Raw genomic sequence first — 26452 nt, 5'->3', positions numbered from 1 at the left:
CTGAACTTATCCGCGCGGGGCGTCGCCAAAGACGGCGTAGTCCGGCAGCTGTACCTGCTGGTACGGCTCCCAGCCCCCGCCGAGAGCTTTATAGAGCGCCACCAGATCCAGCGCGCTCTGTACCCGGGCCTGATCCCGCTGCTGCTGCGCCTGCGCCAGCTGGCGCTGGGCATCCAGCACGTCGATAAAGGTGGCGATCCCCTGGCGATAGCTGCTGCTCGCCAGATCGAAGGCGTTTTGCAGCGCATCGATGGTTTTGTTCAATCCCGCCTCCCGCTTCTGGTCGGTGCGATAGCTGACCAGCGCGTTTTCCACATCGCCCAGCGCGGTGAGCACCGTCTGTCGATACTCCAGCACGGCGGCGCCCTGCTGCGCGCGGGCAACCTTCACGCTGGAGACCAGCCGTCCGCCCTGGAAGATGGGGATAGAGACCTGCGGCCCGACGCTGTAGAAGTGGCTGCTCCAGTCGGTGAGCCAGCTGGCTTCGCTGTTACGCAGGCCAAACTGGCCGCTGAGCGAGACGCTGGGGAACAGCTGCGCCACCGACACGCCGATCTGCGCGGTGGCCGCATGCAGGTTGGCCTCGGCTTCACGCACGTCCGGACGTCGCCGCGCCAGCGTGGAAGGAATCCCGGTGGGGACAATCTCCGGTAGCGCGGGCAGCGGCTTGCTGGCCTGCAGCTCGCCGTCCAGCGCCCCCGGCGGTTTACCCAGCAGGATCGCCAGGCCGTTCATCGCCTGCCGCGCCTGGGCTTCATACTGCGGAAGCTGCGCCTCCAGGTTGCCGAGCTGGGCGCGGGCGTTCTCCACGTCCATCTGCGGAGACAGGCCGCCGCGCTGGCGGCTGTCGGTCAGCTCCAGGGTCTGCTGCGCGCTCTCGATCTGGGTGTTGAGGGTGGCGATGCTGCTCTGGGCCCCGCGCAGCTGGAGCCAGCCGCGGGCGACTTCGGCCTCCAGCGACACCAGGGCGTCGTTACGCTGCTCGATGGCCGCCTGCTGTTGGGCATCGGCGGCTTCCACCTGACGGCGCACCTTGCCCCACAGATCCAGCTCCCACTGGGCGTCAAAGCTGCCCTGATAGAGATTAATCGGCTGGGTCAGCGGCCCCAGCGCGCCGCGCAGCTCGGGATCGACGTCATCCAGCTGGTCGTACACGCCGTGGGATTTCAGCTCCCCCTCCAGCCCCAGCTGCTGCCGGGTGGCCTGCAGGTTGCCGTTCACCGCCGGGAAAAAGGCCCCGCCCGCCTGGTTGATCTGCTCCCGCGCCCCGGCAATGCGCAGCACGGTTTGCTGCAGCGACAGGTTGCCGGCAATGGCGCGTTCAATCAGGCTGTCCAGCTGCGGATCGCCGAAGGTTTTCCACCAGCGCGGGTTGATGGCGGTGGATGCGGTCTGCGATTTCACGCCGCCGTCGCCCGGATCGTTCCAGTGGGTCGGGGTTTGCGGCGCGGGCTGCTGGTAGTCGGGCCCCACGGCACAGCCTGCCAGCAACAGCATTAACATCAGGGGGCTTAAACGTCTGCAAATCATCAGTGTGCTCCTGCACTTCCCTCGCTCTTAACCGGCGAGAGCAACAAACAAAACGGAATCAGTAAGAGGGCCACCACGCTCAGAAGGGTGAAGACGTCGATGTAGGCCAGGAACCGCGACTGTTCGATCATCACCTGGTACATGCGCCCGGTGGCGATGCCGGCGGGGTCGCCTACCTGAGTGGTAAAGTTCTGCACCGCCTGCGCCATCTCGCGGATGGTGTGCTGGAACGGCTCGTCGAACGCCGAGGTATGCGAGGCCAGATGGGCGCTGTGGGCCTGCGAGCGTTCGGTAATGGCCGCCGTCGAGAGCGAAATGCCGATCGACCCCGCCACGTTGCGGAACATGGTAAAGAGCGCCGCGGCGTCGGCGTTCAGCTGCCGGGGAATCGAAATAAAGGCGATGGTGGTCAGAGGCACAAACAGGAACCCCAGCCCGATCGACTGAGCGCTGCGGAACAGCACCAGGGTCTCGAAGTCGATATCCGGCGTGAGCGTGCGCGACCAGAAGAACGACACCGCCAGGCAGGTAAAGCCGAAGGCGATGATCCAGCGCGTCTGCACAATCGGCATCAGCTTCAGCACCAGCGGGATGGTGAGAACGATCAGCACCGCGCCGGGCGAGAGCACCAGCCCCGACCAGGTGGCGGTATAGCCCAGATCCTGCTGCGCCAGCTGCGGGATCACCACCGAGCTGCCGTACAGGATCATGGCCATGCCGGCCATCAGCAGGCTGGAGACGGCAAAGTTTTTATCCTTCATGCAGTGCAGATCCACCACCGGCTTTTTGGCATACAGCAGCCAGTAGATGGCGCCGATAATGCCAATCAGCGTCAGCACCGCGAAGGTGCGGGTAAAGTTCGAGTTAAACCAGTCCTCGTCCTCGCCCCGGTCAAGCATCACCTGCAGGCAGCCCAGACCGAGTGCGATCAGGCCAATCCCGGTCCAGTCGATAGGGATCTTCTCTTTCGATTTACTCTCCCACGGCGGATCTTCCAGCAGCTGATAGATCGCCAGCACCGTCACAATCCCGACCGGAATGTTAATAAAGAACACCCAGCGCCAGGAGTAGTTATCGGTGATCCAGCCCCCGAGCGTCGGCCCCAGCACCGGGGCGACGATAATGGCGATGGACGACAGGCCAAAGGCCTTGCCACGATCTTCCGGCTTAAAGTAGTCGAGCAGCACCGACTGCTGGGTGGGCTGCAGGCCGCCGCCGAAGAAGCCCTGCATGATGCGGAACAGGATGATCTGCCACAGCTCGGTGGCGATCCCGCACAGGAACGAACAGACGGTGAACATCACGATGCAGATCAGGAAGAACTGCTTGCGGCCAAAGACCCGACTCAGAAAGGCCGAAATGGGCAGCACGATGCCGTTGGCCACCAGATAGCTGGTGAGCACCCAGGTGGATTCGTCGTAGCTGGCGGACAGCGAGCCCGCCACGTGGGGCAGCGCCACGTTCACGATAGTGGTGTCGAGGATCTCCATAAACACCGCGAGGGTGACGACGATCGCCACCGCCCACGGGTTGCTGGCGGGCCGCCAGTTTTCGTGGCTGTGCTCACTCATTCCACGGTTACCTTGGGTTCAACCGAGAGGCCGAGCGGCAGCGGCTGGTTGGGATCCAGCCCTTTATCGATAACGATTTTTACCGGCACGCGCTGGACGATCTTCACGAAGTTGCCGGTGGCGTTCTCCGACGGGAAGGCGGCGAAGCGCGAGCCGCTCCCCTGCTGGATAGAGTCGATATGCCCTTCGAGCTCCAGATCCGGCCAGGCATCCACGCTCAGCGTCACCTTATTGCCGGGGCGCATCCGCTCCAGCTGCGACTCTTTAAAGTTGGCGACCACCCAGATATCGGTCGAGACCAGCGAAAAGAGCGCGGTGCCCGCCTGCACCAGGGTGCCGGTCTGGACGTTGCGTTTGGTTATGTAGCCATCAAAGGGGGCGCGAACTTCGGTGTAAGAGAAGTTGAGCTCGGCGGTCTCCAGCTGGGCGCGGGCCTGCTCCACCTGGCGCTCCCGGGCTTCAACGTTGGTCTCCTGCTGGCGAATTTGCAGCTGCACCTGCGAGGCCACCTCAAGCTGCGCTTTGGCGCTGGCAAGCTGGGCCTGGGCGCTGCGCAGCTGGGCGTTGGCCGCGTCGATGCTCTGTTGCGTGGTGGCACGGGGATCGACGCCGCGCTGGCGGCGATACTCCGCCTCGGCATTGGCCAGATCCGCCTGAGCTTTGATCACATTGGCTTTGGCTTCATCGCGCTGGGCAGGATATTGCACCTTCGAGAGAGCCAGCTGCGCCTGGGCCTGATGTAGCTGGGCCTCGGCCAGACCTAGCTGGGCTTTGGCCTGGTCGCGCTGGGCGCTGGTGTCCCGGGGATCGATCGTCACCAGCAGATCGCCCTTTTTCACCCGCTGGTTATCGCGCACCCGCAGTTCGGTAACATAGCCTGCGGTTTTGGGGGCGATGGTCACGGCGTCGCCTTCGGTGAAGGCGTCATCGGTGGTCTCCTGGTTACGGGTCATAAACCACCACACCAGCGCCACGATGACCATCACGATCACCACAATGCCCAGAATGATCAGCGGCTTCTTGCCGGGGCGTTTACGTTCAGTCTCTTTATTATCGGTGTTTTCAGAGGGTTGGTTTTCTTCTGCCATAAACAGCATCCATCATGTTAGTGAACGGCATCACAATTTATGCCGCTCACTAAAGTTAGGACGTTGCTATACATTTGCCAGGAAAACCTGACAAATTTGGCACTATATGAGAAGGAATAATCCGAATCCGACGAGCGCCGCCCAAGCCAGCATTGGCAGGGACCAGAGGTGGAAGCGCCACCAGATCCGGCGATCGTTTGCCATCCGCAGGGCGATCAGGTTCGCGAGGGATCCCGGCAGCAGGCCAAAGCCCCCGACATTCACCGCCCACGCCAGCAGCGCCGTTGGCGGGACGTAGTTGAGCAGCAGGATGGTAGACGGCACGTTGCTGATAAACTGCGACAGCCCGATGGCCGTCAGCCAGAGGCCCGGCTGCGACAGATGGGTGACGTTTTGCAGCACGCCCTGTAGCGCCGGAACCTGAATCAGCAGATGCACGTCGATAAACATCGCCATAAACACCAGCAGCAGCGTCCAGTCGACGCTGATGAGCACCCGGCGCGCCAGCAGCAGGAATCCCCCCGCCACCAGCAGCACGCCCCACAGCTCCTGCTTGAGATCGAGGGCCACCAGAAACACCAGATAGAGCGCCAGACAGCTCCATGCCAGCCGCGGTTTCGACTGGGCCGCCGCGCTGCCGCTGTGATAGCGCAGCGCCGTTGCCGGGAAGGCAAACCAGCACAGGGCCATCAGGGTCAGCACCATCACCAGCGCCAGGGGGGCCATCTGCCAGGTGAAGGCGGCAAACGACAGCCCGGATCGTCCCCACAGCAGGATGTTTTGCGGGTTGCCGATCGGCGTCAGCAGCGATCCGGCGTTGACCGCCAGCGCCTCAAAGATGATCAGCCGGTTAACCGGGATTTCGCACAGCTTGCGCAGCGTGAGGGTGAGCGGCACCACGATAAACAGCGCCACATCATTGGTCAGAAAGGTCGACAGCAGCGCGGCAGAGAGGACCATAAAGAGCGCTAACCGTCGCTCGGTGGCGAAACGGCGCACCATCTTGCGCCCCAGCACATCGAAATAGCCGCTCTGCTCCACCCCTTTGGTCAGCATCATCAGCCCGGCAAGGGTAATGATGGTGTGCCAGTCAATGGCAGCAGGCCAGCGCTCAGGGGCGAAGGGCACCAGAAAACTGAGCCCGACCCCAACGACCAGTAGAAGATGGAAGAAACGATCGCGGGCCAGCGCCCGCAAGCCTGGCAGGGTCATTCTGCGGAGGATCCATATTTAAGCGTAAAGGCCTGGAACTGTTTCAGCGTCTCTTCGCTGACGTGATGCTCCATCCCTTCGGCGTCACGGCGGGCAATCTCCGGGCTGACGCCCAGCACCAGCAGGAAATTTTCGACAATCTGATGGCGCTCGCGGCTCGCCTGCGCCAGCTTCTCCCCTTCCGGCGTCAGGAACACCCCGCGCCAGGGGATCATTTCGATCAGGCCGACCGTTGCCAGGCGCTTGAGCATTTTTGCCACCGTCGGCTGCGAGACGCCAAGGCGTGCGGCCATATCCACCTGACGGGCCTCCCCCACCTCGCGGATCAGATCGGAGATCAGTTCGACATAATCATCGATCAGCTCGCGACGATGGGCTTCGCGAACCTGACGAAATCCTTCGACATGCTCTTCGACGTTGACCAGTTGCGTCATTCTTTTTGTTGTTGGTTTACCTGCACGGCGGTTCATTGTGCTTCCTCAAGCGGGGGACACATCAAGCGTATCAATAGATAAGCGGCCATTGTAAACCATCGCCCCACAAGCACAAAAAATTAACGATATAGCCGTAGCCATATAACATAGCCTGTGCTATATCTGTATGTAATGCAGTCACCCTTCACGGATCGAAGGGATCAACCCGCAGGAGGTAACAATGAACGAATTCAAGAGGTGTATACGCGTGTTCAGCCACTCTCCCTTTAAAGTACGCTTAATGCTGCTGAATATGATTTGCGACATCATTAACGGCAAACCACAGCAGAACAAACCCACCCACTAAGCGGCGTCGCGGTACGCCGCTTCATTTTTCTGTCATTTACCCCCTCTATACTGTTCGTCTTCACGCTATGCCCGGACCTTTTTTGCGGAAATGTAATCCCCTTCGCAAAACACCCCCTTTATAACTGTTGACCTTAACGGCCACTGGCTCTATCTTCTTGCAGCCCTGCACTATTTGCGGCTCGCAGATGCGGACCTCCTCTCCCCTTCTACGCATTCTCAGGCAGGTTTTGACCCTTGGCGCCAGGGTGAGCACATGGCGTTTTCACGATAGTGACCTATGAATTTAACCCTGAAAGACACGCTCATTACCCGCAGCCGGGCCTTAAGCCCGTGGACCGGATTCTACTTTTTACAGTCGCTGCTGATTAATATCGCCCTCGGCTATTCATTCAGCATCCTCTATACCGTCGCTTTCACCTGTATCCTGCATCTGCTCTGGCTGAGCGCGCCGCGCCTGCAAAAAGGGCTGCTCGGGATCTGCTCGCTGGTAGCGGCGATGTATTTCCCCTTTGGCCAGGCCTACGGCGCGCCCAACTTCAATACCCTGCTGGCGATGCACTCCACCAACATGGAGGAGTCGACGGAGATCCTGACCATCTTCCCGTGGTACAGCTACGTCGTCGGCCTGTTTATCTTTGCCCTCGGCGCGATCGCCGTGCGCCGCAAGCCGCAGCCTAAAAAGGCGTGGGGCAAAATCGACAGCCTGTGTCTGGTGTTCAGCGTGGTGGCCTTTTTCGTCGCCCCGGTGCAAAACCTGGCCTGGGGCGGCGTCTTCAAGCTGAAGGATACCGGCTATCCGGTGTTTCGCTTCGTTAAAGACGTGGTGGTGAACAACCAGGAAGTGGTGGAAGAGCAGGCCCGGATGGCCGAGCTGTCGCAGATGAAGGACACCTGGAACGTGCTGGCGGTGAAACCGAAATATCACATCTATATGGTGGTGATCGGGGAAAGTGCCCGCCGCGACGCGCTGGGCGCCTTCGGTGGACACTGGAATAACACCCCCCTTTGCCAGCAAGGTGAACGGCACCCTGTTTACCGACTACGTTGCCGCCAGCGGTTCAACCCAGAAGTCCCTCGGGCTGACGCTCAACCGGGTAGTGGACAATAAGCCGCAGTATCAGGATAACTTTGTCACTCTCGCCAACCGCGCGGGCTTCCAGAGCTGGTGGTTCTCGAACCAGGGGCAGATTGGTGAGTACGATACCGCCATCGCCAGCATCGCCAAACGGGCTGACGAAGTGCAGTTCCTGAAAAGCGGGGATTTCGAGGCGGATAAAAATACGCGGGATGAGGCGTTACTCAAGATGACCGAACAGGTCTTCAGCAGCCATCGCACCCAGCCGCAGCTGATCGTCCTGCACCTGATGGGCTCTCACCCGCAGGCCTGCGATCGCACCCAGGGGAAATATACCGAGTTCGTGCAGTCGAAAGAGACCTCGTGCTATCTCTACACCATGACCCAGACCGACGATCTGCTCAGCAAGCTCTATGCCCAGCTGCAAAACACCGGCGAGAGCTTCTCGATGGTCTATTTTTCCGATCACGGGCTGGCGTTTAAAGAGCGCGGCAAAGAGGTGCAGTACCTGGCCCATGCCGATACTTTCCAGCAGAACTTCCAGGTGCCGTTTATGGTGCTGTCGAGCGATGATAAAGCCCATCGCATCGTCAAGGCGCGCCGTTCCGCGAATGATTTTTTAAGCTTCTTCTCGCAGTGGACGGGGATCAGCGCAAAAGAGATCGCCAGTAAGTACCGCTTTATGTCGAACGACAAAGCGCCGCCGGTGTATGTGACCAACTTTAAGTTACAGAAAGTGGATTACAACCATCTGGGGACGGACCTGTTTGAGACGAAAAGCCGTTAACGGCGGTGCGGCCTGATGCCCTCACCCTGGCCCTCTCCCACAGGGAGAGGGAAAAAAGACAAAAAAAATCCGCCCCTTGAGGCGGATTTTTTTACTGGCTCACCGAAGTGATTAGAAGCGGTAACCTACGCCCGCGATCCAGGTGCCAACGTCAACGTTACGGATGCGGCTCTGCTCATAGGAGAAGTCCAGTGCAACGTTTTCGATTGGGTTGAACTGCATACCTGCGCCATAGGAGAAGCCGTAGTCGCTGGTGCTTGCAGAGCGGTTGAAGCCCTGGTTTTCAGTCTGCTGGAATTTACCGTAGCCAACACCCACAACACCGTAGATGCTTGCCCAGTCGTTCAGACGGTAAGCTGGACCTGCGGTGATGCCGTAGTACTGAGCTTTGTTGTAAGCGCCGTCTTCGGAACGGTCTTTCTCAGTGTAGGTGAAGGAACCGATAGCACCCAGCGGGTTGTTGTCCTGCTCGTAGCGATATTTCAGGTTGAAACCGTTGGTTTTATTCATCACGCCCTGCATATCGCTCTGAGCGTAACCGCCAGTCACGGTAGAGGTCGCTGCTACAGCGGAACCTGCGGAAACAGCCAGAACAGCTGCCAGTGCTGAAAGACATGCAATTTTTTTCATAACCACCTCAAATGTGCTTCAAGTAAATCCGTAAGTTTTAAATATATCAAAAAAAATTGTGAAACTCTTTGGGATTCGTGATGTCTAACGCGGGTTTTCATGTAACTAAACATTTCCACCAGCAGCTATCTTGTTCAAAAAACACCAGATTTGTGTTTCATAAAACTGATTTTGCGCGTCAGTCACAATACATTCATCCAGACGATTCCTAATCTGTTACAGAAATCACCCAGTGATATGAGGCTATTTTACGGATTTGCGGCGACTTTTTTTCAACAAAGTCTCAACCGCACGACGTTATTTCCTTTACACTCCCTCTCTTTACTTCCTTTGACAGAAATTGACAGGAGAAAGGATGCCTGGGTTGTCTCGCAGGGCGCCGGTCTGGTTGCCCGTAGTTGTCATTCTTATTGCCATGCTTTCGATTCAGAGCGGTGCCTCGCTGGCAAAATCGCTCTTTCCGATTGTGGGCGCCCCTGGCGTGACGGCGCTGCGTATTGCGCTCGGCACCCTGATCCTGGTCGTGATCTTCAAACCCTGGCGGTTGCGTTTCCAGAAAGAGCAGCGCCTGCCCCTGCTGTTTTACGGGCTGTCGCTGGGAGCGATGAACTATCTCTTCTACCTGTCGATTCAGACGGTGCCGCTGGGGATCGCCGTAGCGCTGGAGTTCACCGGCCCGCTGGCGGTGGCTCTGTTCTCCTCCCGTCGTCCGGTCGACTTTGTCTGGGTGGTGCTGGCAGTGCTGGGGCTGTGGTTTCTGCTGCCGCTGGGACAGGACGTCTCGCACGTCGACCTGACCGGCGCGGCGCTGGCGCTGGGCGCGGGTGCCTGCTGGGCGGTTTACATTCTTACCGGGCAGCGTGCCGGGGAAGAGCACGGCCCGGCCACCGTGGCGCTGGGATCGCTGATCGCCGCCATCGTCTTTGTGCCGCTGGGGATGGCCCAGGCCACCGAGTCGATCTGGCAGTGGTCGATCCTGCCGGTGGGTCTGGCTGTCGCGGTGCTCTCAACCGCACTCCCCTACTCGCTGGAGATGATTGCCCTGACCCGTCTGCCGACGCGCATTTTCGGCACCCTGATGAGTATGGAACCCGCGCTGGCGGCGATGTCCGGCATGGTGTTCCTCGGCGAAACCCTGACCTTTACCCAGACGCTGGCGCTCTGCTCGATCATTGCCGCCTCGATGGGGTCGACGCTCACCCTGCGCCGGGAGAGTAAAGTCGAAGAGGTGGATATCCGCTAGCCGGCGTTATTTTGCCGGGGAGCGACTTCCCGGCAAAATATTCCCATTCGCAATAACCGTCATTATTTTGAAATATGGCCCCCCCTTGCTCTGTAGTCTATTAAAAAATAAGATAAATTTACCCTTATATATAAATAGCCTTGCCATTTCAATAGGTTAACCATCACAACCCGCCTTTCACTATTAAACCAATAGGCAGTACCCAATCGCGCCTTCTATAGCCGGTGCTATACTTGATTTCGGAAATTACTTTGGACGCCAACATCAAGAGGAAATGAGATTATGCCTACCGCTAAACTGGTAAAAACGAAAGCACCTAATCTGCTCTATACCCGTAACGATGTCTCTGACAGCGATAAGAAAGCGACGATTGAGTTGCTGAATCGCCAGGTGATCCAGTTTATTGACCTGTCGCTGATTACCAAGCAGGCCCACTGGAATATGCGCGGCGCGAACTTTATTGCTGTACACGAGATGCTGGACGGCTTCCGTACCGCACTGACGACTCATCTGGATACCATGGCTGAACGTGCCGTGCAGCTGGGCGGCGTGGCGCTGGGCACCACTCAGGTCATCAACAGCAAAACGGCGCTGAAAAGCTACCCGCTGGATATCCACAGCGTGCAGGATCACCTGAAAGAGCTGGCGGATCGTTACGCTGTCGTGGCTAACGACGTACGTAAAGCGATTGGCGAAGCGAAAGATGAAGATACCGCAGACATCCTGACCGCCGCTTCCCGCGACCTGGATCAGTTCCTGTGGTTCATTGAGTCTAACATCGAGTAATCCATCGCGTTTTGCTCTTATACCCTCGCCTCTGGCGGGGGTTTTGCACTTTTATAGTGCAGTTATTTCCCCTTCCCCACCGCAAACGTAAAGCATTTGTAATAATCACCTCACACAATCGTTAACGAAAGATTGTTTTCTCATCAATATTTGCGCTTAATAGCATAACCGCTAGTGATGGCGTTGCCATGCACCAAAACAGTGCTTCGTTATGGTGCAATCGGCCGACATTGCTACACTTTTTGTGCAATGAAATGCGTACCAGCCCTTTAAAAACAATCTGTTGTAAAGTTGGCACGATTTTTTCATAGAGCCGTTCGTTCTCGCAGGGGATCGCCCCGTGGATATAAAAGGAAATGCTATGAAGTCTGTATTAAAAGTTTCACTGGCTGCACTTACCCTGGCTTTTGCGGTTTCTTCTCAGGCTGCTGATAAAAAACTGATTGTCGCCACCGACACCGCCTTCGTACCGTTCGAATTCAAACAGGGCGATCAGTACGTTGGTTTTGACGTGGATCTGTGGGCGGCCATCGCGAAAGAACTGAAACTGGACTACACCCTGAAGCCAATGGACTTCAGCGGCATCGTTCCGGCACTGCAAACCAAAAACGTTGACCTGGCGCTGGCCGGTATCACCATCACTGACGCACGTAAAAAAAGCGATCGACTTCTCTGACGGCTACTACAAAAGCGGCCTGCTGGTGATGGTGAAAGCGGACAACAACGACGTGAAGAGCGCGAAAGATCTCGACGGCAAAGTGGTCGCGGTGAAGAGCGGCACCGGTTCTGTTGATTACGCGAAAGCGAACATCAAAACCAAAGACCTGCGCCAGTTCCCGAACATCGACAACGCGTACATGGAGCTGGGCACCAACCGTGCTGACGCCGTGCTGCACGACACGCCAAACATTCTCTACTTCATCAAAACCGCAGGTAACGGCAAGTTCAAAGCGGTAGGTGAGTCTCTGGAAGCCCAGGAATACGGTATCGCCTTCCCGAAAGGCAGCGACGAGCTGCGTACTAAGGTGAACGGCGCGCTGAAAACCCTGAAAGAGAACGGCACGTATAACGAAATCTATAAAAAATGGTTCGGTACTGAACCTAAATAAAACTGCCTGTTAAGCAGGAACTGTACCGCCCGGTGGCGCTTGCGCTTACCGGGCATACAATTTTAGTCATCCCCCTGGCTAATTTTTTGTTTTCACCACGGTATACAGGAATACATCATGCAGTTTGACTGGAGCGCCATCTGGCCTGCCATTCCTCTCTTGCTTGAAGGCGCCAAAATGACCCTGTGGATTTCGGTCCTCGGTCTGGTTGGCGGGTTGATTATCGGCCTCGTGGCCGGTTTTGCCCGCACCTACGGCGGCTGGATAGCCAACCACGTAGCACTGGTTTTCATCGAAGTGATCCGCGGCACGCCTATTGTGGTGCAGGTGATGTTTATCTACTTCGCCCTGCCGATGGCCTTTACCGATCTGCGCATTGACCCGTTCAGCGCGGCGGTGGTCACCATCATGATCAACTCCGGTGCCTATATTGCTGAGATCACCCGCGGTGCGGTGCTGTCGATCCACAAGGGCTTTAGCGAGGCCGGTCTGGCGCTGGGTCTTTCCCGTCGCGAAACCATCCGCCACGTGATCCTGCCTCTGGCGCTGCGTCGTATGCTGCCGCCGCTGGGCAACCAGTGGATCATCAGCATTAAAGATACCTCACTGTTTATTGTTATCGGCGTAGCTGAACTGACCCGTCAGGGCCAGGAGATCATTGCCGGTAACTTCCGCGCCCTGGAAATCTGGAGCGCCGTTGCCGTGGTCTATCTGATTATTACCCTGGCACTGAGCTTCGTGCTGCGTCGTCTTGAAAGAAGGATGAAAATCCTGTGATTGAATTTAAAAACGTTTCCAAGCACTTCGGTCAGACCCAGGTGCTGCACAATATCGATCTGCAGATCCAGACCGGTGAAGTGGTGGTCATTATCGGGCCGTCCGGCTCCGGTAAATCGACCCTGCTGCGCTGCATCAACAAGCTGGAAGAGATCACCAGCGGCGATCTGATTGTCGACGGTCTGAAGGTCAACGACCCGAAGGTGGACGAGCGTCTGATCCGCCAGGAAGCCGGGATGGTGTTCCAGCAGTTCTACCTCTTCCCGCACCTGACGGCGCTGGAGAACGTAATGTTCGGTCCGCTGCGCGTGCGCGGTGCCAACAAAGCGGCTGCCGAGCGGCTTGCAAAAGAGCTGCTGGCAAAAGTGGGGCTGGCGGAGCGCGGGCATCACTACCCGTCCGAGCTCTCCGGTGGTCAGCAGCAGCGCGTGGCAATCGCCCGTGCGCTGGCGGTAAAACCGAAGATGATGCTGTTCGATGAGCCGACCTCGGCCCTCGACCCGGAGCTGCGCCACGAAGTGCTGAAAGTCATGCAGGATCTGGCGGAAGAAGGGATGACGATGGTGATCGTGACCCACGAAATCGGCTTTGCTGAGAAAGTGGCCTCGCGTCTGATCTTTATCGACAAAGGCCGTATTGCCGAAGATGGTAATCCGCAGGCGTTGATTGAGAACCCACCAAGCCAGCGTTTGCAGGATTTCCTCCAGCACGTTTCGTAATTTAACGCCGGGCGGCGCTGACGCTTGCCCGGCCTACGATTCCTCCGGAATCTTCCCAAAACTCCCCCGGTTCCGCTCGCCTTCTATACTTATCACTTTGCACAATATTGTCACCGGAGGACGCCGTGCCCTGGATCCTGCTGCTCCTGATAAGTCTGTTTTGCCTGCCTGCACAGGCCGTCAGCCTGCCGGGCGTCCCCGCTGCTACCACGCCTGAAGCGACTGCCCCGGCCGCCGAGCCGGATGTGGAGCAGAAGAAAGCCGCCTATTCCGCGCTAGCGGACGTGCTGGAAAATGACGCCTCGCGCCAGGAGCTGATCACCCAGCTGCGCAGCGTGGCTGCCACGCCGCCGCAGGATCCGGTGCCCAAAATCACCCCGCCGGCGATCGAGGAAGAGAAGACCGTGCTGGAGAACGTGACCGACATCAGCCGTCATTACGGCGATGCACTCTCCACCCGCTTCGCCCAGCTCTATCGCAACCTGATCGGCTCCCCGCATAAGCCCTTTAACCCGCAGACCTTCGTCGTTGCCGCGCGGCAGTTTCTGCTGCTCGCCGGTTTGGTGTTTGCCTTCTACTGGCTGGTCAGACTCTGCGCCTGGCCGTTGTACCGTAAGATGGGCAGCTGGGGGCGCAGAAAGAACCGGGAAAAAAGCAGCTGGGTCCATCTGCCGCTGACCATCGCCAGCGCCTTTATTATCGACCTGCTGCTGCTGGCGTTGACCCTGTTTATCGGCCAGATCCTCAGCGAATACCTGAATACCGGCAACCCCACCATCGCCTTCCAGCAGACGCTGTTCCTCAACGCCTTCGCGCTGATTGAGTTCTTTAAAGCGATCCTGCGGCTGATATTCTGCCCGCGGGTGCCCGACCTGCGTCCCTTTAATATCAGCGATCGCGCCGCCCATTACTGGTCGCTCCGCCTGAGCATTCTGAGCGGCATGATCGGCTATGGCCTGCTGGTGGCGGTGCCCATTATCTCCAATCAGGTCAACGTGCAGATCGGCGCCCTGGCCAACGTGCTGATTATGCTCTGCATTACCGTCTGGGCGTTGTATCTGATTTTTCACAACAAACGCGCCATTACCGAGGGGTTGCTGCACCTTGCCGATCGTTCGCTGGCCTTTTTCAGCCTGTTTATTCGCGCCTTTGCCCTGGTGTGGCACTGGCTGGCGAGCGCCTACTTTATCGTGCTCTGCTTCTTCTCCCTGTTCGATCCGGGAAACAGCCTGAAGTTTATGATGGGGGCGACCTTCCGCAGCCTGGCGATCGTCGGCGTCGCCGCCTTTGTGTCGGGGCTGCTGTCGCGCTGGCTGGCTAAAACAATCACCCTGTCACCGCACGTGCAGCGCAGCTACCCCGAGCTGCAGAAGCGTCTTAACGGCTGGATCTCCGTGTCGCTGAAGGTGGCGCGGTTCCTGACGGTGAGCGTCGCCATCATGCTGCTGCTCAGCGCCTGGGGGCTGTTCGACTTCTGGAACTGGCTGCACAACGGCGCCGGTGAAAAGACGGTGGATATTCTGATCCGCATCGCGCTGATCCTCTTCTTCTCCGCCATTGGCTGGACGATCCTGGCGAGCCTGATCGAGAATCGGCTCTCCTCGGATATTCATGGCCGTCCGCTGCCCAGCGCCCGCGCCCGCACGCTACTGACCCTGTTCCGCAACGCGCTGGCGGTGGTGATCAGCACCATTACCATCATGATTGTGCTGTCGGAGATCGGCGTGAATATCGCCCCGCTGCTGGCCGGTGCCGGGGCGCTGGGGCTGGCGATCTCCTTCGGCTCACAGACGCTGGTGAAAGACATCATCACCGGCATCTTTATCCAGTTTGAAAACGGGATGAACACCGGAGATCTGGTGACCATCGGGCCGCTGACCGGCACGGTGGAGCGGATGTCGATTCGTTCGGTAGGGGTGCGGCAGGACACCGGCGCGTACCACATCATTCCGTGGTCTTCGATCACCACCTTCGCCAACTTCGTCCGCGGCATTGGTTCGGTGGTGGCGAACTACGATGTGGACAGGCATGAAGATGCTGAGAAAGCGAAAGCCGCGCTGAAAGCGGCGGTGGATGAACTGCTGGAGAGAGAGGATATTCGCGGCCTGATTATCGGCGAGCCGTCGTTTGCCGGGATTGTCGGGCTGACCAGCACTGCCTTTACGCTGCGCGTGTCGTTCACCACCCAGCCGCTGAAGCAGTGGACGGTGCGTTTCGCCCTCGACAGCATGGTGAAAAAACATTTCGATCTGGCGGAAGTACGGATGCCGGTGCAGATGTATCAGCTGCTGCCGTCGCCGGGCTCAGCGCCGCCATCATCACAGGAACCTACGTTGTAGCCCCGGTAAGCGTAGCGCCACCGGGGACAAGGCCTGTCAGCGCTGGCGACGTTTGTCGTTATCCATAAAGGTCCAGGCGATAAAGCGGCTCTGCTTCTGACCCTGGGCCATCTCTTTTTTCACCACTTTCACCGCGCCAACGTCCGTCAGGGCGCGGTACAGCGGCGGCAGGTTTTCGCTGCGCGAGACCAGGGTGGTGAACCACTTCACCTGACGGGCGAACTGGGCGCTTTCGGCAATCATCTTCTTGATAAAGGCCACTTCACCGCCTTCGCACCACAGCTCCTGCTGCTGGCCGCCAAAGTTCAGCGCGGCATCGGCCGCCTGGCCGAGGTTGCGGCGCTTACGCTCGCTGCCCGCCCGGGCGGTTTCCGCCGAATCATGGAACGGCGGGTTGCACAGGGTGGCATCGTACTGTTCGTTTTTATGGATCACCCCGGCGAAAATGGCGGAAGCCTCTTTCTGACGGCGCAGACGAATGGCGCGGGCCATACCAGGGTTGCCGTTAATGATGGCGGTGGCGTTGGCAAAAGCCTGCGGATCCACTTCGCTGCCGGTAAAGCGCCAGCCGTACTCATGCACGCCAATCAGGGGATAAATCAGGTTGGAGCCGGTACCAATGTCCAGGATCGTCGCCTGGGCAGGCACCGCGCCGTTATTGCCTTCCGCCAGCAGATCGGCGAGATGGTGGATATAGTCGGCACGCCCAGGTACCGGCGGGCAGAGATAGCCGTCCGGAATGTCCCACTGCGCCACGCCGTAGAAATGGGCAAGCAGCGCCTTGTTCAGCGTCTTCACCGCCTGCGGATCGGCAAAGTTCACCGTCGGCTCGCCCGTCGGGGTTGCGGTGATAAATTCGCGCAGGGCCGGACAGCTCTCGCATAAGGCATTCATATCGTAACGGCTGCGGTGGCGGTTGCGTGGGTGCAACCCCGGCTTCTCGGGTGTCATGGCGTTCTCCTGTAAACAGCGGCGTAAGATACCCGTTGCGGACGCAACGGTAAATATTTCTCTGCGCCGCAGAATAAAACACCAAAAATCAGTCACCTGTATGTCGCTGATTTGTCATGAAATTGTCAAATAATGTCGTTCAAAAAATAAGCAGATCATCATCAGTTTTTTGCGCTAAATCACACTCTGACCCGTTCTACACTTAGTGTGCATCATCCGTTGTCAATCAGAGGAAGTGATTATGAAAAAATACCTGGTAATGCTCGCTGCCGCTTCTCTGGCAGGTGCGTCGTTTGCTGCATGGTCGATTGAATCACTCACCAACGGCGATACCAGTCAATTGAGGCCAGCCGGAACCGTGCAGGTTTCGGGTGCAAGAAACCTCGACGATCTGCAGGATAAACTGGCTGAAAAAGCGCGTGAACAAGGCGCCAAAGGCTATGTTGTTAACTCTGCCAGCGGCGACGACAATATGTTTGGTACGGCCACCATCTACAAATAGTTCCCCTCTCTGCACTCCACACTGCATCCTCTGGGGTGCAGTTCATCTTTTGCCCAAACTCCACTTTGTGAAGTTTTTTAGCAGACAATGTAAATTTACGTATTTCATTTTGTTGGCGAGAGTGATAAAACTTCACGCCAAATGATAATGTTTATCACAATTATTATCATTTGTAGGTTCATTACGGATATTCACGTGGCACAGGAAAAGGCACAGACCTGCCTGACATCGTAATGGAAACTCGATTCTAAAAATTATAAGTCGCTAAACAATATGGATAAAAATCGCAACGTTCCAAACAGCTTCAGCTCGCTGACCTTTTTTGCAGGGCTGTGTATTGGTCTCTCCCCTGTAGCAAGTGCTATCGCGGCGGATAATAACGATAAAAAGTCTGACGACACCCTGGTGGTGGAAGCGGCTCAGCCATCGCTCTACGCGCCGCAAAAGTCTGCCGACGCGAAGTTCAGCCGCCCGGTAGCGGATACCACCCGCACCATGACCGTGATCTCCGAGCAGGTGCTCAAGGATCAGGGCACCACCAACCTGACCGACGCCCTGAAAAACGTCCCGGGCGTGGGGGCCTTCTTTGCCGGTGAAAACGGCAACTCCACCACCGGTGATGCGGTGTACATGCGCGGCGTGGACACCTCGAACAGCATTTACGTTGATGGGATCCGCGACATCAGCACCACCACGCGCGACACTTTCAATACCGAACAGGTCGAAGTGATTAAAGGGCCTTCCGGCAGCGACTACGGACGTAGCGCCCCCAGCGGCTCCATCAATATGATCAGCAAACAGCCGCGTCTGGATTCGGGCATCGATGCCTCCGCCAGCATCGGCAGCGCGTACATGCGTCGCGGTACGATCGACATTAACCAGGTGATGGGCGACACCTCGGCGTTTCGTCTGAACCTGATGGGTGAAAAGACCCACGACGAAGGGCGCGATAACGTTAAAAACGAACGCTACGGGGTGGCCCCTTCCCTCGCCTTTGGCCTGGGGACGGAAAACCGTCTGTATCTGAACTACCTGCACGTGACCCAGCACAATACCCCGGATGGCGGCATTCCGACCATCGGGCTGCCGGGCTACTCTGCGCCATCGGCGGGCACCGCGGCGCTGAATCACTCTGGTAAAGTGGATACCAGCAACTTCTACGGCACCGATTCCGATTACGACGACTCCACCTCAGACACCGCCACGATGCGCTTTGAGCACGACTTCAACGACAACACCACCCTGCGTAACACCACGCGCTGGTCGCGGGTGAAACAGGATTATCTGATGACCGCCGTGATGGGTGGCGCGACCAACATCACCCAGCCCGATCGTAACAATATCGACACCTGGACCTGGTCGCGTAACGCCAACACCAAAGATGTCAGCAACAAGATCCTGACCAACCAGACCAACCTGACGACTAAGTTCTATACCGGCAGCGTCGGCCACGATATCAGCACCGGGGTAGAGTTCACCCGCGAAACCCAGACCAACTACGGCGTGGATGCCATCACCCCGCCGCCGGTGAATATCTATCACCCGAGCAGCAACGTCAGCCTGGGCGGCCTGAACAACAGCGGCGCTAACGCCAACGGCCGGACCGACACCTTCGGGATTTACGCTTTCGATACGCTGCAAGTCACCCGTGATGTCGAGCTGAACGGCGGGATCCGTCTCGACACCTATCACACCGAATATGACAGCGCCAGCGTCTGCGGCGGCACGGGTCGCGGCGCAGTGGCCTGCCCGGCCGGCACCCCGAAAGGCTCCCCGGTCACCACCGTGGATACCGCCACCTCGGGCAACCTGGTCAACTGGAAAGCCGGTGCGCTCTATCATCTGACCGAGCACGGCAATGTGTACGTCAACTACGCCATCTCCCAGCAGCCGCCGGGGGGGCAATAACTTTGCCCTGGCCCAGGGCGGCACCGGCAGCAGCGCCAACCGCACCGACTTCAAACCGCAGAAGGCCAAGACCAGCGAGCTGGGGACCAAGTGGGAAGTGCTGGATAAACGTCTCCTGCTGACCGCAGCGATCTTCCGCACCGACATCGAAAACGAAGTCGAGCAGAACGATGACGGTACTTACTCGCAGTACGGTAAAAAACGCATCGAAGGCTATGAGCTGTCGGCGGCGGGTAACATCACCCCGGACTGGCAGGTGATAGGCGGTTATACCCAGCAGCACGCCAGCGTGCGCACCGGCAGCGACGTGGCCCAGGACGGCACCTCTTCCCTGCCGTATACCCCGGAACATGCCTTTACCCTGTGGAGCCAGTACCAGGCCACGGATGCCATCTCCGTGGGGACCGGCGCGCGCTATATCGGCAGCATGCATCGTGGCTCTGACGGTGCGGTCGGCACCCCGTCCTTCACCGAAGGCTACTGGGTGGCCGATGCCAAACTGGGCTATCGCGTCAACCGCAACCTCGATATGCAGCTCAACGTCTACAACCTGTTTGATGAAGACTATGTCGCGTCCATCAACAAGAGTGGCTACCGCTACCATCCGGGCGAGCCGCGCACCTTTATGTTAACGGCGAACATGCACTTCTGATCCCGCGTGGGGCTTCGGCCCCACCCTCCGGAGAACCTTTTATGATGTATCACATTCCGGGCGTGCTGAACGCCGACGAGGTGGCGCAGTTCCGCTCTCAGCTGGATCAGGCCCCGTGGATCGACGGCCGCGCGACCGTGGGCAACCAGGGCGCACAGGTTAAAAACAACCAGCAGATCGACACTCAGAGCCCGCTGTACGCCTCCCTGCAGGCGGCGGTGTTGCAGGCGGTGAATCAGCACGCGCTCTTTTTTGCCGCCGCTCTGCCGCGCCAGATCTCCAGCCCGCTGTTTAACCGCTATCAGCAGCAGGAGACCTACGGCTTTCACGTTGACGGCGCCGTACGCAGCCATCCGCAAAGCGGCTGGATGCGGACCGATCTCTCCGCCACCCTCTTCTTAAGCGATCCCGACAGCTACGAGGGCGGCGAACTGGTGGTGAACGACACCTACGGCCAGCACAGCGTCAAGCTTCCGGCGGGGGATCTGGTGCTCTATCCCTCGAGCAGCCTGCACTGCGTGACCCCGGTAACGGCGGGCGTGCGGGTGGCCTCTTTTATGTGGATCCAGTCGATGATCCGCGACGATAAAAAGCGCAGCATGCTGTTCGAGCTGGACCGCAACATCCAGACCCTGCGCGCCCGTCACGGCGAAAGCGACGAAGTGCTCTCCCTGCTCAATCTCTACCATAACCTGCTGCGTGAATGGTCTGAAATCTAGCCCTGCGCCTTGATTGTGCGTTTTTTCACCCCATAGTTACTGTACAGCGCAATATCCTGTCAGGAGGGGTTTATGGCTTCCGGTTGGGCGAATGATGACGCCGTTAATGAACAGATCAACAGTACCATTGAAGATGCGGTGGCGCGGGCGCGGGGCGAGATCCCGCAGGGCGAAAGCCTGAAAAACTGCGAAGAGTGCGGGGAGCCAATCCCCGAAGCGCGGCGTAAAGCGGTGCCCGGCGTGCGGCTGTGCATCGCCTGTCAGCAGGAGAAAGATTCACATAACGCATCACACGCAGGATATAATCGCAGGGGATCGAAAGACAGCCAGTTACGATGACTGGCCTGGCGGCCACATCGCCACGCAAGCGGTTACTTCTTTGCGCACGATTTTTCGCCGCAGGTTTGGCAAAACGTGCCCTCGCTCTTCCCTCTGTAAAGCGCAACGGCAAGAAAGGTAAATTCATTCACTGAATTTATTAATATTCAATAACTTATTTGTCATTCAAATTTTTCGAATGATGACGTCAATTCTCTTCGATTTTATCTCTCGCAAAAAAAGCGTGATACTTATCACATCGACGGAACAACGTCCCCTTAACAGAATAACCTGCGAGATACTAACCATGAAAACCATCAAATATGCTGTTGCCGCTGTTGCCCTGACTACCCTATCCTTCGGTGCTTTCGCTGCGGAATCTGTGACCGCTGCGCAGGCAAACAGCATGAATAAAATCGGTGTGGTGAGTGCAGAAGGCGCGACCACCCTGGACGGTCTGGAAGCTCGCCTGGCGGCGAAAGCTGAAGCGGCTGGCGCGACCGGTTACACCATTACCTCCGCTAACACCAACAACAAACTCAGCGGCACTGCGGTTATCTACAAATAACCTGACCCTTATCTCTGCTCTGCTCGCCAGTTCGCTGGCGAGATGCTCCAACCCTCATTGACCCTGTTGTTATTTGTTTGGCCCGTCCATCGCTGGACGGGCCTTTTTTTATTTAAAAACTCAGGTTAACCCGCGCCAGCCCGGCGTCGACCGTCTCAACCTGGCCGGTAGCCAGCAGGCAGCAGGCCATCTGTAGTTTCAGGGAGTGCGGCACCGCTTCGCGCCCGGCCAGGCAGCTCTCTATCCAGCGGGCGGTAGTCTCCGGATCTTTGGCCGACGGCAGGGAGACGTCGCTGTTCTCTTCCCCGCGCTCCAGCACTACCCGGGTGCCCGCCGTGGGATCGATCAGGGTCTGCTGCGGACAGCGCTGCGGGTTGGCGTACACCTCCCCTTCGGTGCCGTGCATCAACAGCCCCCGGCCGCCGATATCGCCAAAGAAGGTGGCCACGCGGGTCACATATTCCGGGTGCGAGACGCTGGAAAGGCGCAGCGCGGCGTCTTCCGCAAAGGGCGTCGCCAGCTTGGCCAGGGTGTGCGCGCTGTTACGCACCCCCATCCGCCAGCGCATCGCGAGCTGTTTTTCCAGCGGCGGACACAGGGTGCTGACCGGGATATAGACCGGGTGATGGCCCTCAAGCTTCGCCTGCGCCTGGCCGCCGTGGCGGGTCGGCTCGATGCCCAGCAGGGTGAAAATGGTTTCGGTCAGCACGCGGGTGGGATCTTCGCTCACGCCGTGCACCACCACCGGGAACCCCAGCTTGTGCAGCAGGATGGCCAGCAGCGGGGTGAGGTTGGCCTGCTTGCGCGCGCCGTTATAGCTTGGGATCACCACCGGCATCGGCTTCGCCACCGGTGGCGTCAGGCGCAGGGTTTGCGCCTGCATCGCCTCATAGAAGCCGCGCATTTCGGCTTCGCCTTCACCCTTAATGCGCAGGGCAATCAGAATGCCGCCCATCTCCAGCTCCGGCACCTCGCCGTTGAGCATCGCGGTATAGAGCGCCCGGGCGGTCTCCTGATCCAGGTCGCGGGCGTGGTTTTTCCCGCGCCCGACCTCTTTAATAATCTTGCGATAATCCACGTTGTTTCTCCTTGTGACATCTTGTTAACACTATAGCGTTGATAAGGCGCCATCGGACAGACATTTCTCTTATCGCTGCCGGGCAGTAATAACACCATCCCTTTGTAATTACAGTAAAAATAAAAATTCAACCTGTAATGAAATCACTATTGACCCGGTCAATAGTTATCCATCAACGATTAATTTCGTAAATTAGCCCCCGATAAAAAGTCGCCCCGCTTTTTTCAAAAATTAATCACAACGGATGTTATTACCACCGGAATTCACTCAGGAATTATTATGCGTAAAATTGTCTCCGGCACCTTTATTGCCACTGCATTATGTTGTTCTGTTTCTGCCTGGGCTGCGAACAGCGGCGAGGGGCAAGTTAATTTCACCGGCGAAATCATCGACTCCGCCTGCCAGGTGGTCGATGGCACCAGCACCCCGCTGGACGTCTCGCTGGGCAAAGTGTCGCAAACGGCCTTTACCGGGTCAGGCTCCACCACCTCGACCACCCGTTTTGATATCCAGCTGAAAGACTGCCCGGAAACCATCACCAGCGCGGCCATCACCTTTGGCGGCTCTGCTGACAGCGCAAACACCAACGTGCTGGCCGTGACGCCGGGTACCGGTGCGGCGACCGGCGTCGGCATTCAGCTGCTGGATAAAACCGAAAGCCCGTTGAGCCTGTATACCGCCTCGACCAGCTATACGCTGCAGTCCGGTACCACCACCAACGACCTGATCTTTGGCGCCCGTTATATCCAGACCGGCAGCACCATCACCGCCGGCCCGGCTAATGCGGTCTCCACCTTTACCGTCATGTACAACTAATCCTGCGACGCCTGGCCCACTGCGGCCAGGCACCGTCAGCTTTATTCAGAGTCCCGCCATGCGTAAATCTGTTTTCATCGCCTCCCTGCTATTAATGACCACCGCCGCTCACGCCGGGGTGATTATCGAAGGAACCCGTTTAATTTATCAGGGAGATAAAAAAGAAGCGTCGTTAGGGATTTCCAACCCGGATAACCTCGACTACCTGGTGCAGTCCTGGGTGGAGAGCGCCGATATGGCGCGGGATAAAGCGCCGTTTCTCATCACTCCGCCGCTGTTCCGCCTCGATGGCAAACAGGATAACGTCCTGCGCGTGGTGCGTACCGGGGGCAATCTGCCGACCGATCGTGAATCGCTCTACTGGCTGAATATCAAATCCATTCCGTCCACCAATCGCGACGAGAGCAGCAACACCCTGCAGATCGCCATTAAAACGCGGATCAAACTGATCTACCGCCCAACAGGGATGAGCGGCAAGCCGGACGAGGTGGCCGATAAACTTCGCTGGCATAAACAGGGCAATACCCTGGTGGTGAGCAACCCGACGCCGTTTTACATGAACTTCCAGTCCATCACCCTGGGCGGTAAAAAGGTCAACAACGTCACCTGGGTTGCCCCCGACACCGACGCGCACTTTGCCGTGCCGGGCGGCATCTCCGGCAACACCGTCTCCTGGAAAATCATCAACGACTATGGCGCGGTGAGCCACGCCTGGTCTGCATCTGTGCAATAAGCCCGTCATGGCCTGGGACTACTCCACCAAAGCGCCGCGTAAAACCGCACGCAGCCTGCTGATTGCGCTGGGCTGTGCGGCGCTGAGCTTTTGCGTGCAGCAGGTGCTGGCGGAGGATTATTTCAACCCGGCGCTGCTGGATATCGATACGCCCGGCCAGGGCAAAACCGATCTCTCGCTGTATGAGAAGGGCCCCGGCATCGCGCCGGGAAGCTATCAGGTGGATGTCTATGTAAATAACAACAAAGTGGCCAACAGAAAGATCGCCTTTGGCCTGCAACAGTCGACCAGCGGACCGGCCACCCTGCAACCCTGCCTCTCGGTTGAAACCCTCAAGAGCCTGGGTATCCAGAGCGATAAATTCAGCGTCACGAAGGATGACGGCTGTGTCGATCTCTCTGGGCTCCCTGCCGCCAGCGCCACCTTCCGCCCCGGTCAGCAGCAGCTGCTGCTGAGTATCCCCCAGGCGGCCATCACTCCGGTGCCCCACGGTTACGTGGCACCGGAAGAGATGGATAACGGGATCAACGCCTTCCTGCTGAACTACAGCTACTCCGCCGGGGATAGCCGCAGCCGGGGCGAAGACGGCGGCCACCAGCGCAATGAGTACCTGAACCTGCGCCCGGGGCTGAACCTCGGCGCCTGGCGTCTGCGCAACTACTCCACCTGGAGCCAGACCCGGGACGATAGCACGACGCAGCGCGACTTCTCTTCGGTCTACAGCTATGCCCAGCGCAACATCCTGTCGCTGGGCAGCGTCGTCACCCTCGGACAAAGCTCCACCCCCTCGGACGTGTTTGACAGCCTGTCGTTCACCGGGGCGCAGCTCGCCTCGGACGACGACATGCTGCCGGACAGCCTGAAAGGTTTTGCCCCGCGCATCCGCGGCGTGGCACACAGCAACGCTCAGGTCGTGGTGCGCCAGAACGGCTACGTGATCTATCAGAACTACGTCGCCCCCGGCGCGTTCGAAATTAACGATCTCTACCCCACCGGCGGCAGCGGGGATCTGAACGTCACCGTCAAAGAGACCGACGGCAGCGAGCAGCACTTCGTGGTGCCTTACGCCTCGGTGCCGGTATTGCAGCGCGAAGGCCGGTTCAAATATAGCCTGACCGGCGGGCGCTACCGCAGCTATGACCACAGCGTGGAGAAAACGCCGTTCCTGCAGGGCTCCGGGATCTACGGCCTGCCGTACGATATCACCGCCTACGGCGGTATCCAGACCAGCCAGTATTACGATGCCCTGGCGCTCGGTACCGGGAAAAATATCGGTGACTGGGGCGCGTTTTCGGTGGATATAACCGCGGCGAAATCGCAGATGCAGGGGCAAAAAACCTCCCGTGGCCGCGCCTGGCGGGTGCGCTACAGCAAAGATTTCGTCACCACCGGCACCCACTTTACGGTGGCCGGGTATCGCTACAACAGCGCCGGGTTTGACACCATGGCGGATGTCCTGGACTCCCACACCCGCAACGACGACTGGAGCCCGGCGGATCGCCGCCGCAACCGCCAGGAAGCCACTGTCGATCAATCCCTGGGCGACACCATGGGCTCGCTGACGTTAAGCCTGGTAAAAGAGAATTACTGGCACAGCGACCAGAGCATGACCTCGCTGAGCGTCGGCTATAACGGCAGCTGGCACGGCATCAGCTACGGGATCAACTATGGCCTGAGCAAAAACGTCCAGGATGAGGACGAGGATAACCAGCGGGAGAGCGAGCAGACCTTCGGCTTCAACGTCTCGGTCCCGCTGGATCGCTGGCTGAGCAATACCTGGGTTAATTACACCCTCAACAACAGCAAGCATGACACCAGCCAGAGCATCGGCCTCAACGGCACCGCGCTGGCAGACAATAATCTCAGCTGGGGGGGTGCAGCAGGGTCACAGCCACGCCTCCGGCTACAGCACCAACCTGAACAGCGATTACAAAGCCACCTACGGCGAAATGACGGCGGGCTATTCTCAGGATAACCAGCAGCGCCAGCTCAACCTCGGCGTGCAGGGGAGCATGATTGTTCACGCTCACGGCGTGACCCTCGGCCAGCCGATGGGGGACACCGTCGCACTGGTGGAGGCGCCAGGGGCCAGCGGGACCGGAATCGACAACCAGACCGGGGTCAAAACCGATTTTCGCGGCTATGCCATCGTGCCTTACGTCACGCCGTACCATCACAACACCGTGGCGCTGGATACCGAAAGCCTGCCCGCGGGGGCCGACGTCGGCCAGGCGGCGAAAGTGGTTACGCCTACCCGGGGCGCGGTTGTGCGTGCCCGTTTTGATACCCGGGTCGGCAGTCGGATCCTGCTGACCCTCACCCGCGCCGACGGTCGTCCGGTACCCTTTGGCGCTACTGCGGCCCCGGCCCACGACAGCGGCGAATTTATCGTTGGCGATGGTGGCCAGGTCTACCTGACCGGAATGCACGCCCGCGGCAGCGTCAACGTCAGCTGGGGCAAAGGCGCAGACGCGCACTGCTCCGCCCACTATCAACTGCCGTCCCGATCCGCTGACCCGGTGATTAGCGTCACCGCCCAGTGCTCGTGACGGCGTCGAG

22 protein-coding genes and 3 pseudogenes are annotated in these 26452 nt (G+C 58.5%); 17 read left to right on the top strand and 8 right to left on the bottom strand.

Going from position 1 to position 26452, the window contains the following annotated elements:
- Positions 1 to 6: 6 nt before the first annotated feature.
- The 5 genes from AAHB66_RS06955 to mntR form a co-directional block, all read right to left on the bottom strand.
- A complete protein-coding gene (locus tag AAHB66_RS06955) occupies positions 7 to 1530 on the bottom strand; it encodes an efflux transporter outer membrane subunit (RefSeq protein ID WP_347115644.1) in 1524 nt (507 codons plus the stop codon).
- On the bottom strand, positions 1530 to 3101 hold the full coding sequence (locus AAHB66_RS06950) for a DHA2 family efflux MFS transporter permease subunit (RefSeq protein ID WP_347115643.1): 1572 nt from the start codon (positions 3099 to 3101) through the stop codon (positions 1530 to 1532). Before AAHB66_RS06950 ends, AAHB66_RS06955 begins: the two co-directional genes overlap by 1 nt.
- Complete coding sequence (locus AAHB66_RS06945) at positions 3098 to 4189, bottom strand: HlyD family secretion protein (RefSeq protein WP_347115642.1); 1092 nt, start codon at positions 4187 to 4189, stop codon at positions 3098 to 3100. The genes AAHB66_RS06950 and AAHB66_RS06945 overlap by 4 nt, the downstream gene beginning before the upstream one ends.
- Before the next feature lie 102 nt (positions 4190 to 4291).
- Positions 4292 to 5401, bottom strand: coding sequence for an anion transporter (locus AAHB66_RS06940; protein WP_347115641.1), 1110 nt, complete (start codon positions 5399 to 5401; stop codon positions 4292 to 4294).
- Complete coding sequence (mntR, locus tag AAHB66_RS06935; protein ID WP_347115640.1) at positions 5398 to 5871, bottom strand: manganese-binding transcriptional regulator MntR; 474 nt, start codon at positions 5869 to 5871, stop codon at positions 5398 to 5400. The genes AAHB66_RS06940 and mntR overlap by 4 nt, the downstream gene beginning before the upstream one ends.
- Positions 5872 to 6055: 184 nt before the next feature.
- On the opposite strand from mntR, the gene mntS reads away from it, so the two are divergent.
- Both mntS and AAHB66_RS06925 read left to right on the top strand, forming a co-directional pair.
- Positions 6056 to 6181 carry a manganase accumulation protein MntS gene (mntS, locus tag AAHB66_RS06930; RefSeq protein WP_347115639.1) on the top strand — a complete coding sequence of 42 codons (126 nt, stop codon included), beginning with the start codon at positions 6056 to 6058 and terminating at the stop codon, positions 6179 to 6181.
- Between the two features lie 279 nt (positions 6182 to 6460).
- Positions 6461 to 8045: pseudogene (locus AAHB66_RS06925) on the top strand (phosphoethanolamine transferase).
- Positions 8046 to 8156: 111 nt separating this feature from the next.
- On the opposite strand, the gene ompX reads toward AAHB66_RS06925, so the two are convergent.
- Positions 8157 to 8675: an outer membrane protein OmpX gene (gene ompX / locus AAHB66_RS06920; protein WP_337015907.1), complete on the bottom strand. Its 519-nt coding sequence runs from the start codon at positions 8673 to 8675 to the stop codon at positions 8157 to 8159.
- Between the two features lie 355 nt (positions 8676 to 9030).
- On the opposite strand from ompX, the gene rhtA reads away from it, so the two are divergent.
- The 6 genes and pseudogenes from rhtA (at position 9031) to ybiO (ending at position 15648) form a co-directional block, all read left to right on the top strand.
- Complete coding sequence (gene rhtA, locus AAHB66_RS06915) at positions 9031 to 9918, top strand: threonine/homoserine exporter RhtA (RefSeq protein ID WP_347115638.1); 888 nt, start codon at positions 9031 to 9033, stop codon at positions 9916 to 9918.
- A 282-nt stretch (positions 9919 to 10200) separates the two neighbouring features.
- Complete coding sequence (gene dps / locus AAHB66_RS06910) at positions 10201 to 10704, top strand: DNA starvation/stationary phase protection protein Dps (protein WP_142488788.1); 504 nt, start codon at positions 10201 to 10203, stop codon at positions 10702 to 10704.
- A gap of 361 nt (positions 10705 to 11065) precedes the next feature.
- Positions 11066 to 11813, top strand: a pseudogene (glnH, locus tag AAHB66_RS06905) (glutamine ABC transporter substrate-binding protein GlnH).
- 117 nt (positions 11814 to 11930) lie between these two features.
- On the top strand, positions 11931 to 12590 hold the full coding sequence (gene glnP, locus AAHB66_RS06900) for a glutamine ABC transporter permease GlnP (protein WP_039029408.1): 660 nt from the start codon (positions 11931 to 11933) through the stop codon (positions 12588 to 12590).
- Positions 12587 to 13309 carry a glutamine ABC transporter ATP-binding protein GlnQ gene (glnQ, locus tag AAHB66_RS06895; protein WP_347115636.1) on the top strand — a complete coding sequence of 241 codons (723 nt, stop codon included), beginning with the start codon at positions 12587 to 12589 and terminating at the stop codon, positions 13307 to 13309. Before glnP ends, glnQ begins: the two co-directional genes overlap by 4 nt.
- Before the next feature lie 125 nt (positions 13310 to 13434).
- Positions 13435 to 15648, top strand: a complete 2214-nt coding sequence (gene ybiO, locus AAHB66_RS06890; RefSeq protein ID WP_347115635.1) for a mechanosensitive channel protein — start codon at positions 13435 to 13437, stop codon at positions 15646 to 15648.
- Between the two features lie 36 nt (positions 15649 to 15684).
- Here the strand turns inward: ybiO and rlmF are convergent, their stop codons facing one another.
- Entirely contained in the window at positions 15685 to 16599 is a 915-nt protein-coding gene (gene rlmF / locus AAHB66_RS06885; protein ID WP_347115634.1) for a 23S rRNA (adenine(1618)-N(6))-methyltransferase RlmF, read from the bottom strand.
- Between the two features lie 241 nt (positions 16600 to 16840).
- Here rlmF and mcbA point away from each other — a divergent pair, with 241 nt between their 5' ends.
- The 5 genes and pseudogenes from mcbA (at position 16841) to ybiJ (ending at position 21266) form a co-directional block, all read left to right on the top strand.
- A complete protein-coding gene (gene mcbA / locus AAHB66_RS06880; protein ID WP_333850447.1) occupies positions 16841 to 17101 on the top strand; it encodes a DUF1471 family periplasmic protein McbA in 261 nt (86 codons plus the stop codon).
- A gap of 273 nt (positions 17102 to 17374) precedes the next feature.
- Positions 17375 to 19661, top strand: a pseudogene (locus tag AAHB66_RS06875) (catecholate siderophore receptor Fiu).
- Between the two features lie 41 nt (positions 19662 to 19702).
- Complete coding sequence (gene ybiX, locus AAHB66_RS06870; protein ID WP_347115633.1) at positions 19703 to 20380, top strand: PKHD-type hydroxylase YbiX; 678 nt, start codon at positions 19703 to 19705, stop codon at positions 20378 to 20380.
- A gap of 72 nt (positions 20381 to 20452) precedes the next feature.
- Entirely contained in the window at positions 20453 to 20719 is a 267-nt protein-coding gene (locus tag AAHB66_RS06865) for a DksA/TraR family C4-type zinc finger protein (protein ID WP_337015918.1), read from the top strand.
- Between the two features lie 286 nt (positions 20720 to 21005).
- Positions 21006 to 21266: a DUF1471 family protein YbiJ gene (gene ybiJ, locus AAHB66_RS06860; protein ID WP_103178785.1), complete on the top strand. Its 261-nt coding sequence runs from the start codon at positions 21006 to 21008 to the stop codon at positions 21264 to 21266.
- Positions 21267 to 21378: 112 nt separating this feature from the next.
- Here the strand turns inward: ybiJ and ybiB are convergent, their stop codons facing one another.
- Positions 21379 to 22344 carry a DNA-binding protein YbiB gene (gene ybiB / locus AAHB66_RS06855; RefSeq protein ID WP_347115632.1) on the bottom strand — a complete coding sequence of 322 codons (966 nt, stop codon included), beginning with the start codon at positions 22342 to 22344 and terminating at the stop codon, positions 21379 to 21381.
- 279 nt (positions 22345 to 22623) lie between these two features.
- On the opposite strand from ybiB, the gene AAHB66_RS06850 reads away from it, so the two are divergent.
- From AAHB66_RS06850 to AAHB66_RS06835, 4 genes are read left to right on the top strand one after another with little or no spacing between them, the layout of a single operon-like run.
- Positions 22624 to 23160 carry a fimbrial protein gene (locus tag AAHB66_RS06850; RefSeq protein WP_347115630.1) on the top strand — a complete coding sequence of 179 codons (537 nt, stop codon included), beginning with the start codon at positions 22624 to 22626 and terminating at the stop codon, positions 23158 to 23160.
- A 58-nt stretch (positions 23161 to 23218) separates the two neighbouring features.
- A complete protein-coding gene (locus tag AAHB66_RS06845; protein ID WP_347115629.1) occupies positions 23219 to 23893 on the top strand; it encodes a molecular chaperone in 675 nt (224 codons plus the stop codon).
- A gap of 7 nt (positions 23894 to 23900) precedes the next feature.
- Positions 23901 to 25868 (top strand): fimbria/pilus outer membrane usher protein, encoded by a 1968-nt coding sequence (locus AAHB66_RS06840; RefSeq protein WP_347115628.1) that lies wholly within the window; start codon positions 23901 to 23903, stop codon positions 25866 to 25868.
- On the top strand, positions 25768 to 26442 hold the full coding sequence (locus tag AAHB66_RS06835) for a fimbria/pilus outer membrane usher protein (RefSeq protein ID WP_347115627.1): 675 nt from the start codon (positions 25768 to 25770) through the stop codon (positions 26440 to 26442). The genes AAHB66_RS06840 and AAHB66_RS06835 overlap by 101 nt, the downstream gene beginning before the upstream one ends.
- Positions 26443 to 26452: the final 10 nt, after the last annotated feature.

The sequence above is a fragment of the Leclercia sp. S52 genome (assembly GCF_039727615.1).
GTDB classification, from domain to species: Bacteria; Pseudomonadota; Gammaproteobacteria; order Enterobacterales; family Enterobacteriaceae; genus Enterobacter; species Enterobacter adecarboxylatus_B.
The sequence above is the reverse complement of the archived record's forward strand: the minus strand, read 5'-3'. Positions and strand labels throughout refer to the sequence as shown.

Bases quoted from the DNA above. Each gene is read 5' to 3' on its own strand.
- ompX (WP_337015907.1), bottom strand. From the start codon at position 8,675: ATGAAAAAAATTGCATGTCTTTCAGCACTGGCAGCTGTTCTGGCTGTT.
- mcbA (WP_333850447.1), top strand. From the start codon at position 16,841: ATGAAAAAATACCTGGTAATGCTCGCTGCCGCTTCTCTGGCAGGTGCG.
- AAHB66_RS06840 (WP_347115628.1), top strand. From the start codon at position 23,901: ATGGCCTGGGACTACTCCACCAAAGCGCCGCGTAAAACCGCACGCAGC.
- AAHB66_RS06945 (WP_347115642.1), bottom strand. From the start codon at position 4,189: ATGGCAGAAGAAAACCAACCCTCTGAAAACACCGATAATAAAGAGACT.
- rlmF (WP_347115634.1), bottom strand. From the start codon at position 16,599: ATGACACCCGAGAAGCCGGGGTTGCACCCACGCAACCGCCACCGCAGC.
- AAHB66_RS06865 (WP_337015918.1), top strand. From the start codon at position 20,453: ATGGCTTCCGGTTGGGCGAATGATGACGCCGTTAATGAACAGATCAAC.
- dps (WP_142488788.1), top strand. From the start codon at position 10,201: ATGCCTACCGCTAAACTGGTAAAAACGAAAGCACCTAATCTGCTCTAT.
- glnP (WP_039029408.1), top strand. From the start codon at position 11,931: ATGCAGTTTGACTGGAGCGCCATCTGGCCTGCCATTCCTCTCTTGCTT.
- AAHB66_RS06845 (WP_347115629.1), top strand. From the start codon at position 23,219: ATGCGTAAATCTGTTTTCATCGCCTCCCTGCTATTAATGACCACCGCC.
- AAHB66_RS06940 (WP_347115641.1), bottom strand. From the start codon at position 5,401: ATGACCCTGCCAGGCTTGCGGGCGCTGGCCCGCGATCGTTTCTTCCAT.
- mntR (WP_347115640.1), bottom strand. From the start codon at position 5,871: ATGAACCGCCGTGCAGGTAAACCAACAACAAAAAGAATGACGCAACTG.
- AAHB66_RS06950 (WP_347115643.1), bottom strand. From the start codon at position 3,101: ATGAGTGAGCACAGCCACGAAAACTGGCGGCCCGCCAGCAACCCGTGG.
- rhtA (WP_347115638.1), top strand. From the start codon at position 9,031: ATGCCTGGGTTGTCTCGCAGGGCGCCGGTCTGGTTGCCCGTAGTTGTC.
- ybiX (WP_347115633.1), top strand. From the start codon at position 19,703: ATGATGTATCACATTCCGGGCGTGCTGAACGCCGACGAGGTGGCGCAG.
- mntS (WP_347115639.1), top strand. From the start codon at position 6,056: ATGAACGAATTCAAGAGGTGTATACGCGTGTTCAGCCACTCTCCCTTT.
- AAHB66_RS06955 (WP_347115644.1), bottom strand. From the start codon at position 1,530: ATGATTTGCAGACGTTTAAGCCCCCTGATGTTAATGCTGTTGCTGGCA.
- AAHB66_RS06850 (WP_347115630.1), top strand. From the start codon at position 22,624: ATGCGTAAAATTGTCTCCGGCACCTTTATTGCCACTGCATTATGTTGT.
- ybiJ (WP_103178785.1), top strand. From the start codon at position 21,006: ATGAAAACCATCAAATATGCTGTTGCCGCTGTTGCCCTGACTACCCTA.